Genomic DNA, 19,904 nt, shown 5'->3' with positions numbered 1-19,904 from the left:
GCTGCCCTACCACACCTACCCGGCACCGCTTCGTTCTGCGTCGCTGCATCTGCAGCAGAGAAACGAGATTATGAAGACTCTCTTCTGTTTCGTCAACTAGTTTTTTTCGCTTTCGCTTAAAACCTTGTTGACTCAACCGCCGCTAGTTTCCGCCGCGGCCCTCGTTCACAAACGAGGAGGCGAATCATAGGTCACTCACAGCCTCATGGCAAGGGTGGCGATAGCTTTTCGGCGACCTTATTTGCGCGCCGAATTTACCAGCGCCTCGATAGGCACCGCGCCGGCCATGGCAGCGTACCCGGCGTCGCCTGGATGGATGTGATCGCCGCTATCAAACTTGCCCTGAAGACGTTCTGGTTGCGCCGGATCGCGCAGCGCGGCGTCGAAGTCGACTACGCCGTCGAAAGCATGGCTCGACCGGATCCATTCGTTCACCGCAAGGCGAATACTTTCCCTTTGCGGTGGGAGCGACGCGGGCGTCAATGTTCCGCCGAACACCTTTACTCCCGCGTGTCGCGCAGCTGCAATCACCCGCTGGTAGCCCGCAATCAGGTCGGCCGCGGTCACCGAAGCATGCGGGAAGTCGCAATCAAGACCGCTGCGTGCCGGCATGGCCGCGAAATTGATATCGTTGATGCCGATCAGCACAACGACTGCCTTGACGCCCGGCCGCTCGAGCACGTCGCGGCCAAAGCGCGTCATTAGCGCGTCGCCATAGCAGGGCGAATCGTTCAGCAACCGGTTGCCGCTGATGCCCAAATTAACCACCGCCGTCGACCGGTTCCCCGAAGTGGGCAACCGGCGGGCGAAAACGTCGGGCCATCGCCGATTCTGGTTCAAGCTGGAGCGCATGCCGTCTGTGATCGAATCGCCGATTGCCGCAATTGCGGTCGCTTCAGGCGCCGCGTCCACCGACAACGCCGTCGCCCATACATATTGAGTGAAGCGCGCGCGAAACGCCTCTGCGCCCGCGTCCGCGGCATGGTTGCCCGGCGCAGAAACGTAATTGAGCTGGTTGGCAACGCGATGCCATGCCACGATCCGCTGTTCCGGACCCATGAACGCACTGATTGCATATGGGGCGCCCGCGTCGATGTCCATCGCAATCGGATCGCTGTCCAGTTCGCGGCCTGGCGGTACGCTCACGGCGCCCCTTCCATTGAAAGTCACGCGCGCGCCGCCGTTTGCGGAAGCCGCCGCGCCGCCAGCGGACCGAGCGATGCGCAGGTCCTCGATCAAGAGCGGCGTCTTACCGTACTCGTTACTGAGGTGGATTCGCGCAGACTTTCCGGACAGCGTCGGATAAACGATCTGACGGACAGTGCGCCCAGCCACTTCTGGCGCGCGGTACAGCGGCGGCAAATCGGACCGCTGCGGAATGGGTTGCAGCGCCGTAGCCCACGCGGTGACCCAATGCGCCGGGGCATCGGCGGCAGCGACAGTGGATGAAACGGCAAACTGGCAAAGCAGCGCCGCGCCGCATGCGGCGGCGAAAGAACGAATGATCATTCCGGTGTCTGGCTCGAAGCAAAACGGGCATTGTGCACGATCGGACCGCCCAACGCGGCGAGCAGTGTCACCGCGGCAACCGCAGCGCGCGCCTCGCAGCCAGCTGCCAGTAGCCAGCAGCGGCCTAACTCACTTACAACGCCGCTTTCGCCCCAGTCATTTTCAAAGCAAGCGCCTCGGCGACTTCGATCCCGTCGATCGCGGCTGAATAGATGCCACCGGCATAACCCGCGCCCTCTCCCGCAGGATAAAGACCCTCGACGTTCATGCTCTGATAGTCGTCCCGTCGACGCACCCGAATTGGCGACGAGGTCCGCGTCTCCACCCCGGTCAACACAGCGTCGTGCATCGCAAAACCGGCGATCTTCTTGTCCATTTGCGGCAGCGCTTCACGAATTGCCTCGATCACGTAGTCCGGCAGCGCCGTGCTGAGATCCGTGGGATGTACGCCTGGCTTATAAGACGGCACCACGGAACCCAGCGACGTCGACGGCCGCCCAGCAATGAAGTCGCCGACCAGTTGGCCCGGCGCCATGTAGTTTCCGCCGCCGAGCTCGAACGCCCGCTCTTCCCACTTGCGCTGGAACGCGATCCCGGCAAGCGGGCCTCCGGGGTAATCGTCCGGAGTAATGCCCACGACGATCCCCGCGTTCGCATTGCGCTCAGCGCGCGAGTACTGGCTCATACCATTCGTGACCACGCGTCCGGGCTCGGACGTCGCCGCGACCACAGTACCGCCCGGGCACATGCAGAAGCTGTACACCGCACGCCCGTTGCTGCAGTGGTGCACGACCTTGTAGTCCGCGGCGCCCAGCTGCTTGTGGCCCGCAAACTTGCCGAACCGGCTACGGTCGATCAAACCCTGCGGATGCTCGATCCGGAATCCCAACGAGAACGGCTTCGCTTCTATATAGACGCCGCGTTCGTGCAGCATGTGGAATGTATCACGCGCGCTGTGCCCAACGGCCAGCACGACATGATCGCAGCGCAGCGTTTCGCCCGTCGACAGCTTCAGCCCGCGCACTTTCCCCTGGTCGATGTCGATATCGTCCACGCGCGTCTCAAAGCGCACTTCGCCGCCCAGTTCGTGAATGGTCGCGCGCATCTTCTCGACCATGCTCACCAGGCGGAACGTGCCGATATGGGGCCGGCTCAGATACAGGATGTCTTCCGGCGCGCCGGCGCGAACGAACTCGTCCAGCACTTTGCGGCCGTAGTGTTTCGGGTCCTTGATCTGGCTGTAGAGCTTGCCGTCGGAGAAAGTGCCCGCACCGCCCTCACCGAACTGCACGTTCGATTCCGGATTCAGCACCGACTTGCGCCACAGTCCGAAAGTGTCTTTGGTGCGCTCGCGCACCGCCTTGCCTCGTTCGAGAATGATCGGCCGGAATCCCATCTGGGCAAGGATCAGCCCCGCGAAAAGTCCGCAAGGGCCCATGCCGATCACCACGGGACGCGGCGTCGCGAGTTGCGCCGGCGCCTTTGCGACAAAACGGTACGTCATGTCCGGTGTGAGCCCGCAGTGCGGCACGTCGGCGATTCGCTTGAGCGCGGCCGCTTCGTCCGCGACTTCCACGTCGACTATATAGGTGAGCTTGATGTCGGCGCGCTTGCGCGCGTCATGAGCCCGCCGGAACACCGTGTATCGGACGAGCCCGTCGTCAGGCACGCCGAGTTCCGCGAGGCGCGCGCGGACCGCGGCTTCGAGCGCGCTCTCGGGGTGATCGAGCGGGAGTTTGATTTCGCTGAGACGTAACATGAGTACCGAGGATGCAGGAAGGCCGCGAATCGCGGCCAATTCGCAATTTTATAGGTTAAGCGTCGGCCCGGGGACCTGCCGCCCGCCGAAACGTCTTCGTGCGACTACGCCGCCGCCGTGGCGATGCTATCGGTTGCCATTCAAGTCGAGCGACGTCTCTTTGACAAATCAATGACTTACGACCCACATTGCCAAGTACGCTCACTTGAGTTTGCCGCCTAAGTTGAGCGAATATCGAAAGGTTGCCAACAAATGCGAGCGCTGTCGGACGTCCGTGGTCTTGGGAGACACTGCCTCGCGGGGCGCATTTCGGCTGAGACCATTGCCGCAGCCGGTCAACCCCATTTTTTCGATGGCCTCATTCTCTTTGCCCTTATCCATTCGGTCGCAGCGGAAGACATCTGACATAGTGTCGCTCTATAACCCTTCGCCTCCCGGGAGTACGATGCAAATAGAGTGACATCAGCGTCCGAGATGGTGCCCAATGGCCAAACTCGGTACGGCAGCCTTCGGTTAACGCTTCAATACCTCCTTCGCGCTACGCCGCCCAACGTGCCTAGGATTAACTCGAGTGGAAGCTGTTGAACTGCGCGTTGACTCGCAACCGTCCGCCGAGACGCTTTCATACTCTCACGCGAACCCGGGCACGCCGTGTGAACATGCCCAGCCTGCACGCAAGCGCATATGCACGACAACATTGAGTGGCACGCTGCACTTGCCGGCGACGCGAAAGTTCTTGGATCCTCCCTCAACGCCGCTAGCTGTGGACGATTGAGATTCCGAAGATGTGAAAAACAAAGAGTCCATGACGGGGCGCCTGCGATGTCGGTCGTGATCACGGGCTTTCACTTCTATATGATCGCCGACAGCGTTCCTTCATCCATTAGCGCATCCAAGTGAGGGATGCCGTCTCATCGATGAACACGCCTGAACACTCGTGCTAGCGCCCTAGGTGAAGCGTCCGACAGGACAATGCGACGCCAAACTATCAACGTCCGTTCAGAGTTCTTCTCAGATTGCGATGCGTTCTCGCGTACCGTGCGGTTTCGCACAGAACACGCGGATTTGTTCGTTAGCAATCAGATGAGATCAGTCAGCACCGAGCTTACTTTCCGATGCTGCCTAGAATAGGTGTTAGACACGCGAAAGGTCGACCGAGTAAGTATATACGCTAGGAAAGTTGGCTATCCGCAGACAAAGCACTACAGTGATCAGGGACCTGTCTTTACTCGGTCAATCGAATATCCGGCTTCGCAAAATGCAAACTTACTCCGTTCCACTTGGCGACAGATGCGGCTCTGAAAGATTTAAAGTCGGTCTTAAAAGTACATCTGGCATCTAGCGTCGACGACAGGACGCGATCGAGACAGAGAGGAATAAGACGATGCGAAAGATAACTCTCGGTCACCAGGACCTCCTAGCGGGGCTGCGACCAGCATTGAGGACGGCGATTGAAGGGGTAATCGGCAGTTCTCGTCGGCGTGGGACCGGCATTGTCATCGCATCGAACCTTGAAGACGACGCCAACCTGCTCAGAGAACTTCGACAACGTGCGTCGCGAGATCCGGCGCCTGGTGATCTCGCCGTGGTAGCAGGAGCAGAGAGTCCGAGCTGCCAGTGCGGTAAGGAGCGGGTCTGGTACGCGGAACGACCGGAAGAAAGCGAAGGAGCAAGCGCCGAATCTCTTTCGGCCTTCGCCGAATGGGTGCAGGCCGGTTCCGTTCAGACGGTCGCCGAGGACGGAACGACGATGGAATTGGACATTCTGGACAGGATGCACGGCGCTGCGATCGTAGTCATGGCGACGGCAGAGCAGCAAATGCAGGTCCGCAAGACAAGCTCAGGTTTGCAATTTGTGCCAAGCGTCAGTCTTTATCCACAATCGCTTCAGGTAACCAGTTTAAACGTCGGCTCGCCGTTGAGCGTTCCTCCGGGGACAGGAAAATCAATTATCGTCAGCGTCACGGCAGACGGCCAGCCGATGGATAGCACGACGGTACGAGGTTATCTTTCGAGCGGCGAGTACGTCGAAACTACGACCGGTTCGGACGGCATTTGTGAACTACGAATTCCGAAATCGCACACTGCCAAGGTAGGGGTGAGCGTGATCCCGCAACATTCTTACTGGTCATTGAACAAAAAAGTGGAGATTGCGGGCGCACAGGCCGCTATCGCCGAGTTTGAACTCGAAGCTTTAACCCCCACATGGATCCCAGCGTTCCTGCCTCGCATGGGAGATGTCGATCTGGCGCTGGCAGGGAGGGGCGTGCGTGTTGGTGTAATCGATACAGGTGTCAGCCAGAACCATTCACTTCTGCGTGTTGTCGATGGAGCATCTACGGTCATAGGTGAGACGGATAACCTCGACTGGGACGACTCGGAGGGTCACGGAACGTTGGTGGCAGGGCTAATTGCCGCGAGGGGCGACGGAATCACAACGCCCCGTGGGCTCGCACCTGCATGCGAGCTTTATGCCTATCGCATCTGTGCACATGGCAGCTTACGGGCGGAGGAAGCCGCCCTGGCGTCAGCCATTCGCCAAGCGACCGAAGACGGTTGCGACATCATCAACATCAGTTTTGGTGGAACAGCCTCGATGACATCGGTGCAGCGGGCGATGAGGGATGCAAAGGCGCGCGGCACAGTCTGCGTCGTCGCCGCTGGTAACGGTTTTCGTAAACATCTGACCTTTCCGGCGTGTTACAAAGAAGCGCTGTCAGTTAGTGCGATGGGTCGGCTTTCGTCGTATCCACGAACATCTGAATTCGTGTTTTCCGAAAGGCAGGATATCGGACACGATCCTGAGGATTACGTGTCAGTGTTCACCAATATTGGCGACCAACTGTTACTGTGCGCCCCTGGCGTCGGAATTGTGTCCTGTTGGCTCGAAAACCAAATGAAGGCAGCAGTCGGCACGTCATTTGCTGCACCACTTGCAACCGGATTGATTGCTAAAATTTTGAGCAACCCCAGCGCGAGTGCTATACTGAACGCGCCTAGAGATGGTAGTAGAGCCGATCAGATCACTCTACTCGCTCTGAATAGCGCTGCAGGTTATGGATTTCAGACTATTCATGAAGGCTACGGCCTTCCGGGACACCAATGAAACTAATCGTTGAAACGAGAAACGGGGCTGGCGCTCCTGGTTCGCTCCCAGAGGGCGTCAAGTTGCTGCGCCAGCTTGATGCGGTTTCTCTTCTGGTTGACGCGACCCCTGCCGGTGAACAGGCGTTGCGTGCACAATCACGCCTAGTGGTTCGCCGCCAAGCCCAGCTTAGCACCGATCCGGTCGACGTAGGCCGTCGAATCGACGTGCTGAAAGCTATGGACGACGCGCTGACGCGCCGCCAGAAGCTCGGCATCTAATCGAGTCGCCTCGCTTCCTTCGCACTTCCAGCAACGCCCGACCTAGTATTTTTCTCGCTCATCCCTTCGTGACTTTGTAGCATAGCTATGCCCCCGGAACAAGTAATTTTTACCGACTTCGCAATCTCCCTTCAACAACCGACTTAACCCCCTGCCAAAGAACGGTGAAGCTGCTGAACTGCCGCAGTCAAGTGCTCGTGTCCTAACCGATATCTCTGCAGCCGCCAATGTCGACAGAGTCGTCAACTACCCTTCGATTTCTCGCGCTCGTCGCACGGCATGCCGACAGTCCAATCCAGCTGATTGAGCAGATCAGCGCGTCGAGATCGGAAACGGAAGGCGCCGAAGCTCAAATGGTTTCTGCGGTACCCACCATTCTCGACAAGGGCCGTCTGGCTGTCCAGGCAGCGGAAAACGGCCGCTCTCTCACGGACGAGCAGCTGTCCAATGTTGAAGCGCTCATAGACAGTGAGTTTCGGCCCGCCATTGACATCGTGGACGACACCTTTGCAGTCACCCATCCGCTTTGGAGGCGGCTGTCGGACGACCCGGATGTCCGTGGCCGTATTGAGGCGGCAGCGTCATCTGTCGGACGCGTGGAATTGCCCGGTAACCCTCAATATCCGTAAGGCGGTACCGGCTTTGTCGTCGGACCGAATTTATTGATGACAAACCGCCACGTCGCGGAGATTTTCACCGACGGGTTGGGTGACCGACGACTGAAGTTTCTTCCTAATGCCAAGGCTGGGGTCGACTTCACACGCGAATATGACCGTCCGGTTGGGCCAACCCTGTCGGTCCGAAGAGTAGCCATGATTCATCCGTATTGGGATATGGCGCTCCCCGAGGTTGCCGACCTCCCAGCGTCTCACCCGCCACTGCGCTTGTCTCTCAAGGACGCTCGGAATCTCGACGGCCGCCAGATATTCATCGTCGGCTATCCCGCTTTCGATCCACGGAATCCGGCCGATGAGCAAAGCAAGCTGTTTGGTGGCCGCTACGGTATAAAGCGACTTCAACCAGGCGAGCTCCACGGTGCTATACATGCGGCCAGCTACGGAAAGTCCGTCGTTGCTGCCGGCCACGACTGCTCCACGCTCGGCGGTAATTCTGGATCTGCCGTGTTTGATCTGGCCAAGGGCGAACTCCTCGCGCTGCACTTTGGTGGCGCCTACCATCAAATCAACTATGCTGTGCCTAGCGCAGCGCTCGCGGAGGACGGTAGGGTCGTCAATGCGGGCGTCTTGTTCGCGGGTAGGCCATCGATTGACCCCGGTGCCAACGCGCAATGGTGGAATCGTGCGGACGCAGTCGAGGCACACCCGGGAAACGCGGCCGGTGTATCGTCGTCATCGCCGGCCGACCGAGGGGTCACTCGTCCAGACACAGATGGTCACCAAACATTGACACTCGACATCCCTCTGCGAATCACGATCTCGGTCAACGCTGCTATCGGTGCCGCGACACATCTGTCGGATCCGACTGTCGCGTTCTCCGACAACGAAGCACTGAAAGAGCCCAAACACGAGACCGACTATTCGTCCAGACTCGGCTACGACGAGACTTTCCTTGATCAGGATCAGGCGACGCTCATCGTCGCGCTGCCTGTCGCGGCAGATGAGTCCGAACTGGCGCAAAGTCGTGAGGGCGGGACTGTGCTCGACTACCAGAATTTTTCGATTGCAATGCATGCGAAGAGGCGCTTAGCGCGCTTCACCGCGTCCAACGTAACTCGCGAGCCCGCGCTTCGCGTCCATGATGCCACGCTCGCAACGACCCGCAATGCGCTGACCGGACTTAATAAAGGTGACAGCGAAAAGTGGTTTCTCGACCCGCGTCTCGACGCGAAATACCAGCTTCCGGACGTGTTCTTCACCAAAGACCGGCAAGCGTTCGACAAGGGCCACATAGTTCGACGCGAGGATGTTGCTTGGGGAACCACGTTTGAAGAATTTCAACGTGCCAACGGCGACAGCTTCCACGTAACCAACTGCTCGCCCCAGGGTGCGCACTTCAATCGCTCGAACCTGAAAATGCAGAACTGGGGATCTCTGGAAAACCTCGTGCTGAAATCGGCCGCCACGGAACGACTATGCGTCTTTGCTGGCCCAGTTCTCAGGGATTCGGACGAAACGTTCGTTGGCGTTGGCGACGGCGGTTCGGTGATACGCGCGAAAATTCCATCGGCGTTCTGGAAAATCGTAGTTGCACGCGTCGGAGACGGTCTGGCAGCGTATGGATTTGTGCTGCAGCAGGACTTATCAGACGTTGAGTGGGAATTTGCTGTCCCCGACGATTTCAAGCCATTCTTGTGTGAAATTCGGGAAATTGAAACCGCTACGAATTTGAAGTTTTCAGAGGCAATTTGTGGTGCGGACCAGTTCTTCAGGTCACGGGGGGCCGACTTGGACCTGGCAGGGATTCCGCGGAAAGTCATTTAACTAACCCCGACGCGACAATCAGGTCGGACGATGACACTCGCAGGTCAACATCCGTGAACCGCAGGCGGAACAACGATCGAAATTCAGTCATTGTTCTTCATGCAAATCGCATCAGTCTGCCTACAACCATCCATCATCCCAATCTGAACACAAGAACCGGTACTCATCTTAAGCGCGCATTTGTGACATGAAAAGACAGGACACAACCCGGATTTTCTGATTTGAAATCATACTTTCGGAGCAGATATATAGTGAAGAAGGTGCTCTCACCCAAGGGACGGGCCTGGTCAAAACAAAGCGATGCTCTTCGACGCCAGTTGCTTGAGTCTGACGACCTATTGCGCACCCCTCGTATGACGCATTCCCGCTAACTTGAGCATGCGCGGCACGGCTTCCACAAGCACGGAGTTGATGATGCCCAGCACCGTCAACATGAGCAACATGCCCAGCAAAGTATCGAAATCTGTCCCAGCACGATGCTTTCCTTGCGGCGTGAGTAGTTCGAATCCAATTTGATGCTGGTATGGATGGATCTATGCTTCGCCAATGAGTGAACACATAACCGTATTCGGTTCACGTTCCGGGTACTGCTGGAGCGAGGACTCTTGATTCTGCGGCGTACGGAATTCGGTGCCATTGCTGCGGCGTCTACTGTTTGATCGCAAAGGCGGCGACGAGGAATCGAGTGTCCAATCTATATAGGGATTGGTATGGGTTCATCACAGAACCCCCTTCTGTCTAGACGCATAACAAAACACAACGCCCTAAAGTCCGTTGATACGCGGTCATCAAGCCGCACTGGGGGAAAGTTGGTCGTCGCGTATGGTCTGTAGCTTGGACCCTTTCAGCGGAAATCCGCACCGAACAGCGCTGCGTTGACGCATCGCGCCAACGCAGCGCGTGCGTACCATGATTGTTATTGGGAACTTCGCCTGCACGATAGAATCCTTGCTTCGCCTCGGTGATATTGTGAGGCGTATAGCACAATCTAACGAAGACCGCCTCCGAAAGACATCGGACCAGATTTAGAACTCAGATCCGCTCGACATTTGGAATGACTGACCATTCTCGACGACAATGCCGTTGACGCCGGTTCCGTCCCAACTCCAATTTACTCTAGCTTGATTGCTACCCGGCGCCAGAACTGGTGCGGATATCGCGCCTGTCGTGCTGCCCGCTTCTATGTTTGTTATCGTCGTAATCTTCGCGGGAGTGTTCAGGTCGGCGGCATCGAAGACGTCGAGTGTGCCGACCTCTGATCCGGTATTATTGTGTATCTTGAAGCTTACAGTAGAACTCACGGTTTCCTCCACACTTCAACTTTTCGCTAGAAATCTGCAAAGAATGGATGAGCACTCGTCCCTTCATATATCCGACGCACCGTAGATATCCTAGACATAGGAACGAGAAACGCAACCGTGAACGACAATGCCCGAAACGCAAGATCGCGCACTTTGCAGCACCATTTTTATTGGCAACGCACAAGCCGTAATAGTCAAGAATAGTGAAGTAAGCATCTGTCCACGGCTTGCTCCGAGTCGAGCCTGTCTTCCTCAAAGTTCCTCAAAGCGGTCCTCTAAGCATACACATCGAATCGCGTCGAAACCTAAGAATGTCGGGAAATATGTGCGCTAACGATCAGTCAGTTTTCTGTACATAGTTAATGCGCTGTTGACTAGTTCGAGTGTACGCCGCCGTGAGAATTAGGCAGTCATTCACTGCCTACTTTTGCCAGATTGCATTTGCGGTCAAGGAAATGCGCGGTCTGTGCGCAGAGAAATGGAAGAGCTCGTGGGCAAGCTTGCGGGAACGTCTGCACATGTCCGTCATTGAGTCTAGAACACATTAAAGATGTCAAAATTTGCGACGATAAAGATCATCAATTCGACGATGTGCGACACATGGATCGCTTTCGAACCCTGCTGTACAAGGACTCGCCTTTGCGCATTGAAGTTGTCACTTCGCTCCACGAGCGAGGAACTTTCTGGCGTCAATCCACTGATACAGAACATCCTGTGCGCTGGGCAAGCCGCCTGACAGAGCCATAGAGTCGCCCCGCTGGCTTCCCTATTCCGAGCGCGTCTTGCAGACCGGTACCTTCCAAATTTCGGGGCGCATAAGCCCGATACATGAGGCAGTAACGTTGTCTGTGGTATGGGGGTCTCCAATCTACTGTCACTTCCAATACGAATGATCTTGAATAGAAATTCTGCTTTGCATATTCTGAAAGATTGTCAGTAAAGACACTCGCCTGCAGGCGCAACACAAGCAATTTGACGGCCCCCCTCCTTTGATCTAATTTGATTTACGCGGTAGGCATTCTTCTTTTGCAATGAAGTTCTTCTTCCGATCACGGGTTCCAATTCTGGAGATCACGGATGAGTGCCACCCCACAAGACAATCTCGAACGACTCCGCCGCTTCAATGCATCGGTGCATGCAAGCGATCGAAAGCTCGCGGAGGAATCTGCGGATCTCGCCCGTGCCGAAGTGCTAGAGCTAGCCCCTTCACCCGGCACGACTACGGAAGCCATTGAGTTCGAGAGCATCGTACTGCGTCGCACGCGCCCGGTGCTGGCCATCCGCGACAATGCGACAATACTCAAGTTCGCCGATGCCGCCGACAGCGCCATCTGGCAAGAGCGCCTCACGCGAGCCGAGTCTTTGCTCGATCGTCCTATTCGGGCGGTGGGACGTATCGACCTGAAGGGAGGACGACTCGATTGGGTCGGCACCGGCTGGCTCGTCGCGGAGAATGTGCTCGTCACCAACCGGCACGTCGCGCACGAATTTGCCACGCGACGCGGCGAAGGCTTCACGTTTCGTGTCGGCCAGAACGGCCGTATTTCTGCGGACGTCGATTTCCTGCAGGAGATTGACAGTCCCAAGACACTCGTCTTTGAGTTGGTGCGCCCCCTGCACATCGAAGAGCCGCCCGGCCCCGATGTGTCCTTTTTCGAAGTCGAGATGACAGGCGGCAATGCGAAGCTCGCTATGCCCATCGAGCTCGCAGCGCACGTCGACGAAACTAAGAACATTGCGACGATCGGCTATCCGGCCTACGACAGTCGCATTCCCGAGCCAGACCTCATGGAGCGCATCTTTGGCAAGGTCTACAACAAGAAACGCCTGGCACCGGGTGCCATCACTCGCGTTGAGCAGACCCGCCTCTTGCACAACTGCACAACATTGGGCGGCAACTCCGGCTCAGTCGTCGTGGATCTCGATTCAGGGCAGGCGCTGGGTTTGCATTTCAGCGGCAGCTTCCTCGATACGAACTATGCCGTGCGCGCCGACGTCGTGAAGAAGCTTCTAGACGATGTACGCAGCGGACGGCATAGAAACGTCCCAGCCCCCGGTCGACCACGGCCGGCGCCTCCCGTGAGCCGCCCAGCGGTCGAGCGACCACCGCAGGCGCCCGTCGGACAAACGTCTTTCACGATTCCACTGACCGTCACGGTTTCACTCGGCGCTCCGCAAAATTCCGTTGCGCCCGCCGATGCGCGCACGCCGATGGTTCGGTTCGCGAGCCCTGATGCGGACGATGGCGACGATGCCATCGAGACTGAAGCCGCCGTTAGCGACTACTTTGATCGCAAGGGCTACCAGACGGCATTCCTCGGCTCGGACTTCGCTGTTCCGTTGCCCGTCGTGGAGCGCGATGCGTCCGATGTGCTCGTGTTCGATCTGGAGGGCCGATTGGAGACGGAGCTAAGATACGAGCATTTCTCGGTCGTCATGAGCCGGAGCCGACGCATGTGCTTCTGGAGCGCCGTGAACATCGATGGCAATCAGTCGCGGAAGAGTCCCCGCGTCACGTGGAAATGGGATCCGCGCATCCCGAAGGCGCAGCAGATCATGCAGGAATGCTATGGCAACCCGCCGAAATTCAGCCGTGGCCACATGACACGACGCGAGGATCCGGGCTGGGGCAACCCCGCAGTCGCCAGACGGGGTAACGAGGATTCGATGCACGTCACGAACGCCACGCCTCAGATGCAGGCGTTCAATGCGCCCATCTGGCTGGCGCTGGAGGACTATGCCCTCCAGCACGCCAGGGAAGATGACATGAAGATCTCGGTCTTCACTGGTCCATATTTCGACGACGAGGACCCGACGCGCTACAGCGTACGGATTCCGATCGGCTTCTGGAAAGTTATCGCGTTCATTCACGATGACACGGGCCAGCTCTGCGCGACAGGTTATGAGATGAGCCAGGAGCACAGCCTACCACCGGAGGACGAGTTCGTGTTCGGAGCCTTCACGTCGCCGCAACTTGGAATTGCCACGCAAGTCCCGATTCGCGCGATCGAGCGACGGAGCGGCATCGGCTTCGGCCCGCTCGCCGGCATCGATCCACTCGTTGCCGCAGACGAAAGCTTCGCCGCCGAAGAAGCGCGGCCGGCGCCACTTGAGGCGTTGTCGCAAATTCGATTCCTACTCTGAGAGTATGGCGAGGACTGAATGTCGATACTCGATGACTTTCCATTTCCCTTCGACAAACCCGAGGGCCAAGAGCTCATGAGGGTGCTGGCCAACTTGTACCGCACGGATACCGAAGCGTTTTTGCTGACTCAACCCTTCGGCGTCGATCCACTCAATGTCCCAAGTGGACTATCCGCGCGCAACCTCTGGTACCTGCTCCTCCAGATGCTCGCTGCGCAGGGCACCGTGCGAGCGACCGTGCAGGCTGCACGCGACCGCACGCCGAACAACCCACGCGCGCCCTTTCTTGAAGCGCTGCTGAAGGACAAGCTCGCGCCCGTCAGCGCCGAGCCCGTACCGGCTCCGGGCGCAAATGCTCAGTTCGACGACTCCGTGACCGAGCCCGAGGCGCTGCTCTTCTTCGACGACCTCACGATGCCCGTCGGCCAGGTGCCGAATCTACTCGCCACGCTCGGTGGTCTCCTCGAGCGCGCCTCGGCCGTGTGTCTGCTGCGGGTCGAAAATGGGTTCGGACGGTTCTTCGGCACGGGTTTTCGTATCGGCCCGAAGTTGATTCTGACGAACCATCACGTGCTGTTCCCGAAGAGCATGTTAGCCACACGCGTGCAGGCAGATTTTGGGTTCGATGTGGATGCGACGGGGGCGAGCCTGCCGGTGACGTCGCTCGCCGGAATATCCAACAGCATCCGCGGCGAAAAGCCCGACGATTGGGCCGTCGTCGAAGTCGACGATCTGGACCCACGCTGGGCGACCCTGCCTCTTGCGGCGGAGCCGGTTCCAAAAGTCGGCGAGGCGGCATACATTCTCCAGCACCCGGGCGGACAGCAGAAGCGCCTCGGCTTCGTACGCAATACCATCAGCGACGTCGCGGATGGAGTCGTTCGCTATCTCACGGACACCGAGCCCGGGTCATCTGGTGCGCCCGTGTTCGATGCTCAATGTCGACTCATCGCATTGCATCATGCAGGAGGCACGCCGATGGAGGTGGCCGGCAAGCCCCCTGTATCGAAGAACGAAGGCATTCGCATCAGCCGAGTGCTCGCACGCCTGCAGGCAGCCGGTATTCTGGTGTAAGGCGATGCTGAGTCAGCCCTTCCGCGAATTGCTCGTCGACACGACCGTACATGCCATTCCCAGCTGGCAGGATTGCCGCACGCACGTCGATGGTGTGCGGAACGGAACGTGGGCGCGGGTGGTGCCCATTGAAAGGCCGTATCGCGCGTCGTTTCTTGCCATCGTGAACTACGCCGAAATCAATAGTTGGCTGCGGGACCTGGTACAGAGCCTCGTCGACGCATTTGCCCCCCGCCTCGAATTCGCCCGCGTGCTGGCCGAGATCGACCGGGCGGCCACGCCGCGCACCGTCGCGAACCCCTTCGACGAAGTGCTCCTCGAGGCCGACCGACCGTTCGTCAACCGACGAGCGCTGCGCAACCAGTTGCTCGATCTCATGAGTCCGGCGGGCTCGTCTGTCCTGCTCATCGATGGCAAGGAACAGACGGGCAAAACGTTTTCGTACTATCTCATCAACCACGTCGCGCCGACTCGGGGCTACATCGTCAACAAGTTCAAGATGACCGCCCTGCCCAAACCCGACGAGCTCGCCGCGGACATTCTTTGGCGTCTAGGCGCCGAACGCCCGCTGCCGTCGCAGGGCCAGGAATCCGCGGAGCGCTGGGCCGAGAAGCTTGCAGATACGGTTGCGCGTGCGATCGAAGAACGGAAATCCCCGCGCCTCTTGTTGTTCGACGAGTTTTCGGACACGCCGCTACCGGATGGCACGGAGAGCCTCATCATCCGCCTGGCGACCTATGCGGATGAGGAGTTGCGCCCGTATTTGCGCGTGGTCGCGATGCGCTTCCGCGCCGCGCTTCCCGTGGATCTCGACGACGTGACGCTCCGTGACGATGCGCAGCCCTTCACGACGACCGACATGGTCTCCGTCGTCATGCAGGTCGCGAGCGCGCGCAAGTGGGACGTGACGGAACAAGTCGTCAAAGACCGGATTGATGAATTTCACGCGATACCGCGCACGCTGAAAGAGCGCTTCAAGTTTCTGCGCGGCATGTTGCAAGAGCTGGCCGCGCCCTGATGATCGCGCTCTCCACAGAACAGCAGCAAGCGCTTGTGACGGCGCTCGTCGAGGGCTTCGTGCCGGAAGCACTCGAGCGGCGCGTGATGGATCCGTTGCAGGTCCCGTACGAGCTGCGCAGCGCTGCACGTGCGTATCAGACGCGCGTGTATGAGCTCGTGCGGTGGGCCGCGTCCGTGGGACGACTTGGCGATCTGCTCAAGGCGGCCTACGAAGCCAATTCAAACAGCGACGCCCTCCGTCGCCTTAACGAGAGGACTGGACTTATCGAGAAGACGGTGGATTTGGTCGAGGCCGTTCGCCCCGCCTTGACCTCGCTGGACGCCCGATCGTGGCAGTTCAGGCTGGGTGAGATCGATAAACAGGTCTGCCTGATTCAAGACGAGGACGGGTTCGGAATCGGTACGGCGTTTCTCGTCGGTCCGGATCAGGTGATGACTCACGCAGCCGTCTTTACCCCCGACCGGGGAGCTGTGTTCCTCGAAGCGCTCACGCGCAAGAGCTTCGCCGCATGCTTCGAGCCGGGTGCTCTGGAAAAGAGATATGCCGTGCTCGCGTCCGAGCCCTATGTGCTCGACAACCAGATCGTCATCGTGCGTCTGGATGGACAAGCGGGTCGCGAATATGCGGCGGAGAGCGCCACCGGCACGGCCGCACGCGCGCGGGGCTGGATCGCCCCTTTGCCTCCGGAAGCGCCCGACGGTGCCGTGGTGATCGTGTACTTCGCCCAAGGGCCACGGCTCGTCGTATCGGTCGATACTCACGGATTGGTTCGGGACGATGGCGCAGGCCTCTACTACCGAACCGCGACGCAACCGGGCGCAATGGGCGCGCCCTGCTTCGATGCGCGCTGGCGGCTGCTCGGTGTACATGTCGGCACCGACGGAAAGTCGCTCAACCACGGTCTCAGCGTGATGGAGATCGGGGACCAGCTGGCGGCGCGCGGCTTGGCTTGGAATGCCTCGGGCGGTGTCTATGCGACGGCGACCGCCGCGCGCTCACCCAGCACATCCCCAGGCGTCACGACTAAACCGATCGCACTCGATGACATCGTGCGCCGCTATCGACCGGCGGACGACGCTGGCGATCCCGCGGACGATGTGTGGAGCGATGAAGATGCGGAGCCCTCGGATACCGACCGCTGGTCATGGGCCGAAGCGGCAGCGGTGAGCGCATCTTTCGATCCCACGACGCTCGTGCCGGCAGGATCGCCCGAGCGAGAAGCCCTCATGGCGGTCTTGCTCGAGAGCTCACCCGTGCGAAGCCCTGACGGCGGCACACGCTGGATGTTGTCCGAGCACGTCCGCGTGCGGGCTCTCGAACGATTGGCCGCACGAGGTCAGCTCAAAGCCGCGCGCGAACGCAACGCCGAAAGGCCGCACGACCTACTCGATGCCGCGCTCGGCGCGCTGATCGCGGGTACGCCGCCGGCGCGAGCCGATTTTCAAAATCCCGATCGTCTGCGCGCGATGTTTCAAGCGTCGAACTGGCTCGCACGCACCGGCGCGCCGCTGCCGTCGCGCGAGGATCTGCTCGCCAGCCTCGAGCGCGCGACGTTGATTGCCCCCTTCCGACACCTGACTGAGGGATTTTTCGCCGGACGGGACACTGAGCTCGCGCGGCTCGCCACCTATGTGGACGGACCCGATTTCGTTCAGGGCACGCCACCGCCCCCCGTCATGCTGCATGCCCCGGGCGGCATGGGCAAATCCGCATTGCTCGCGCACTTCATTCTCGCCCACTCCGAGCGCGACACGACGCGGGTCGATGCGTGGCGGCCTTTTGTGTATCTCGATTTCGATCGTCCAGAGCTCGACGCGCGCGATCCGGTCGGCCTCTTGGCAGCGATTGCACGACAGCTAGCGTCGCAGGTTCCTGCACTGAGCGACAGAGCAACCCGCTTCGTCGCGACGTGCACGACTCGACAGCGCGCAGCGCGACCGCAGCGGACGAACGTAGTAACGAAATCGCGCAAGGGCGCATTGTCGGCTTTGGCGGTGCGAACCGACTTTCACGATCTCCTCGCGGATGTCGCCGAGCTCCTCGTCGCGAGCCACGCAGTCATGCCGGCGCCTTTCTTACTGGTGCTCGACACGCTCGAAGAAGTGCAGTACGCGACGCCGGATGCGATCGCACCGCTCGCCAAGCTCGTGACCGACCTGCGCTATCGCGTGCCCGCCTTACGGCCGGTGTTGTCGGGCCGAGTCGCAACTGATGCGAGCCTCGCGCTCACACCGCTCGCGCTCGCCCCCCTGCCTCAGCAGGCAGCCGAAGCCCTGTTGACGAACAATCTTCCGCCGCGCCTTGCGGCGAAACCGGACCTCGTGGCGCGCATGGTTCAGGTCGTGGGCGGCAATCCGCTCTCGCTGCGTTTGGCGGCCGAGGTCCTCACGCACGAGAGCAACGACGCGCTCGATCGACTTGGGGAAGAGGAGCTTTGGCGCCGAGTCGGGGATGCGATCGTGCAGGGGCAATTGTACGAGCGCATCGCCGGGCATCTGCATGACGGTCCCATCAAGAAGCTCGCCATTCCGGGCTTGGTGCTGCGCTATCTCACGTGGGAACTCATTCAACAGGTGCTGGCGCGACCCTGCGGAATCGAGATCGAAACCGCTGGCGAGGCGCGCGCTCTCTTTGACGAGCTGGCGCGGGAAGTCGCACTCGTCCGCCGAGGGAGTGACGCGACGCGACTCGTGCTGATATCGGAGTTGCGGCGCACCGTGCTCGAAAGCTTCCGCAAGGACGGGCGGAGCGCGGAAACCCGCCGGCAAATCCACGAATCCGCCATCGAGTATTTTTCGAAGCGTGCGGGCGCGGACAATCGAGCAGAGGAGATCTATCACCGCCTGTGGCTCGATCAGGATCCGATGGAGATCGATGCCCGCTGGACCACGGGTATCGACGTGTATCTACGCAGCGCGGTCGAGGAGCTTGACGGACCTGCGCGAGCGTATCTCGCCAACCGAGTCGGCGGCGTGAGTGACGAGGCCGTTGTTGCCAAAGCTTCGCCGGAAGAATGGGAAGTGTACGCGGAGACTCGCGCCTCCGATTTGCTGCGCCTCGGCGATCCCGCCGCCGCACTCGTGCTGCTGGCGCGGCGTTCGGAGCGTCTACCGACGAGCCGCCTCCACCTGATCGAGAGTATCGCGCGGCGCTCATTGCCGAATGGCGACCTTGCGGCAGCGGAAGCAGCCGCCGAACAAGCGGTCACGGCCGCTCGTGCGAGTGCGGACCCCAGCGAAATTCAGAGCGCGCTGCAAGAGCTCGCGCAAGTGCGTCGCTTGCGGCAGGATTTTGCAGGCGTGTTGCGGGCTCTTTCCGAGCTCGGAGAGTTGGGCGAGCAACTCGGCGATGACTTGATTCTGCTTCACTCTGACGTAGCAAGCTTGGAGTCCGCCTTGGGAGAGAGCAAGTCGAAGACGCGCTTCAGCGAGAACGCGGTACGCGTATTCAGTCGCCTGCCCGACGAGATCATCGCACGCGCGCCGGAACTCGCACGACGCGTGGCGGCGCAAGTCGGCGCCGACGATCCCAATGTCCTCCAGCGTGTCGTTCGCATCGTGGGTGTGGGATCGCTCGATGAGCACACAGCTCGCGGCCTCGAGCACGTCCTCACGGAATGGGCTAAACGAGAAAGCCAGATCGAGCCGTTCGTGCCGCACGCTCCCGCGAGCGCAACGGAGCTTACGAGCGCGACACAGTATTTGTTCAGCACGCGTTCACTGGATTCGCAGACGGCGCGAGAGTTCTCTTCGTGGCTCCAGTCGAGCATCGGCAATCCTGTCGAACTGTAGCCAACGACATCGACCTGGTCTCGTCATGCGATTGGCGCGACCAAGCTGAAACCACTCAACGGAAACCGAGGCTAGCGAACAGGGTAGTACGTCAGACGAACGCAGATCGGCGACCTTCCCGCCAAGCCGGACTCAGACGCAAGGACGGAAAGATCAAGTGAACGATGACCGATGGCCAACACGTGATTCCGGCTTCAGTTGTTCGAACGGCCCGGGTGGAAGAAGCGATCGGTCGATGCCGGGCAGCGAACGTTCCATGTGGGCTACCGAACATTGGCACTTAGGAGTGGCTATCGCATCTCCTAAACTAGCAGACCTGAACTCGAAACAAGGAGAAGACGATGGCAGATCTCAATCCGGAATGTGACGCCAACATCGAGGTTCTTTCGGTCAGTCAGAGCGCTTGTCTATTCGTGTCACAACGGGAAACTGCAGACCAGCACCGGCATGTACTACTTCACGCCCGTTCCTGCTGATGGGACTCATGGCGCGCGCCAG

12 protein-coding genes and 1 pseudogene are annotated in these 19,904 nt (G+C 59.6%); 9 read left to right on the top strand and 4 right to left on the bottom strand.

Going from position 1 to position 19,904, the window contains the following annotated elements; genetic code table 11:
• Positions 1-237: 237 nt before the first annotated feature.
• The 3 genes from SB753_RS22585 to SB753_RS22575 all read right to left on the bottom strand — a co-directional run bounded on the left by SB753_RS22585 (position 238) and on the right by SB753_RS22575 (position 3,676).
• Positions 238-1,509, bottom strand: a complete 1,272-nt coding sequence (locus tag SB753_RS22585; RefSeq protein ID WP_410801918.1) for an SGNH/GDSL hydrolase family protein — start codon at positions 1,507-1,509, stop codon at positions 238-240.
• Positions 1,510-1,642: 133 nt separating this feature from the next.
• On the bottom strand, positions 1,643-3,268 hold the full coding sequence (locus tag SB753_RS22580; protein ID WP_204522502.1) for an NAD(P)/FAD-dependent oxidoreductase: 1,626 nt from the start codon (positions 3,266-3,268) through the stop codon (positions 1,643-1,645).
• Between the two features lie 201 nt (positions 3,269-3,469).
• Positions 3,470-3,676: a hypothetical protein gene (locus SB753_RS22575; protein ID WP_410801916.1), complete on the bottom strand. Its 207-nt coding sequence runs from the start codon at positions 3,674-3,676 to the stop codon at positions 3,470-3,472.
• A gap of 976 nt (positions 3,677-4,652) precedes the next feature.
• Here SB753_RS22575 and SB753_RS22570 point away from each other — a divergent pair.
• The 5 genes and pseudogenes from SB753_RS22570 to SB753_RS22550 all read left to right on the top strand — a co-directional run bounded on the left by SB753_RS22570 (position 4,653) and on the right by SB753_RS22550 (position 9,075).
• Complete coding sequence (locus SB753_RS22570) at positions 4,653-6,374, top strand: S8 family serine peptidase (protein ID WP_410801915.1); 1,722 nt, start codon at positions 4,653-4,655, stop codon at positions 6,372-6,374.
• Complete coding sequence (locus SB753_RS22565) at positions 6,371-6,634, top strand: hypothetical protein (RefSeq protein WP_410801913.1); 264 nt, start codon at positions 6,371-6,373, stop codon at positions 6,632-6,634. The genes SB753_RS22570 and SB753_RS22565 overlap by 4 nt, the downstream gene beginning before the upstream one ends.
• Positions 6,635-6,861: 227 nt before the next feature.
• Complete coding sequence (locus SB753_RS22560) at positions 6,862-7,263, top strand: hypothetical protein (protein ID WP_410801911.1); 402 nt, start codon at positions 6,862-6,864, stop codon at positions 7,261-7,263.
• 15 nt (positions 7,264-7,278) lie between these two features.
• Positions 7,279-7,779 (top strand): annotated as a pseudogene (locus SB753_RS22555) (trypsin-like serine peptidase); the annotation flags it as partial.
• Entirely contained in the window at positions 7,756-9,075 is a 1,320-nt protein-coding gene (locus tag SB753_RS22550; RefSeq protein WP_410801921.1) for a DNA/RNA non-specific endonuclease, read from the top strand. The pseudogene SB753_RS22555 and the gene SB753_RS22550, both read left to right, overlap by 24 nt.
• Positions 9,076-10,100: 1,025 nt before the next feature.
• Here the strand turns inward: SB753_RS22550 and SB753_RS22545 are convergent.
• Positions 10,101-10,376, bottom strand: a complete 276-nt coding sequence (locus tag SB753_RS22545) for a hypothetical protein (RefSeq protein WP_410801910.1) — start codon at positions 10,374-10,376, stop codon at positions 10,101-10,103.
• Between the two features lie 1,077 nt (positions 10,377-11,453).
• On the opposite strand from SB753_RS22545, the gene SB753_RS22540 reads away from it, so the two are divergent.
• From SB753_RS22540 to SB753_RS22525, 4 genes are read left to right on the top strand one after another with little or no spacing between them, the layout of a single operon-like run.
• Positions 11,454-13,520 (top strand): DNA/RNA non-specific endonuclease, encoded by a 2,067-nt coding sequence (locus SB753_RS22540; protein ID WP_410801908.1) that lies wholly within the window; start codon positions 11,454-11,456, stop codon positions 13,518-13,520.
• Between the two features lie 18 nt (positions 13,521-13,538).
• Positions 13,539-14,594: a trypsin-like peptidase domain-containing protein gene (locus SB753_RS22535; protein ID WP_410801906.1), complete on the top strand. Its 1,056-nt coding sequence runs from the start codon at positions 13,539-13,541 to the stop codon at positions 14,592-14,594.
• A 4-nt stretch (positions 14,595-14,598) separates the two neighbouring features.
• The gene (locus tag SB753_RS22530) at positions 14,599-15,612 is read left to right on the top strand and encodes a hypothetical protein (protein ID WP_410801904.1); all 1,014 of its coding nucleotides are present in this window, start codon (positions 14,599-14,601) and stop codon (positions 15,610-15,612) included.
• Positions 15,612-19,406, top strand: coding sequence for an AAA family ATPase (locus SB753_RS22525; protein WP_410801902.1), 3,795 nt, complete (start codon positions 15,612-15,614; stop codon positions 19,404-19,406). The genes SB753_RS22530 and SB753_RS22525 overlap by 1 nt, the downstream gene beginning before the upstream one ends.
• The last annotated feature ends 498 nt before the right edge of the window (positions 19,407-19,904 follow it).

Source organism: Paraburkholderia sp. SIMBA_053, from assembly GCF_046534895.1.
GTDB classification, from domain to species: domain Bacteria; phylum Pseudomonadota; class Gammaproteobacteria; order Burkholderiales; family Burkholderiaceae; genus Paraburkholderia; species Paraburkholderia caledonica.
The sequence above is the reverse complement of the archived record's forward strand: the minus strand, read 5'-3'. Positions and strand labels throughout refer to the sequence as shown.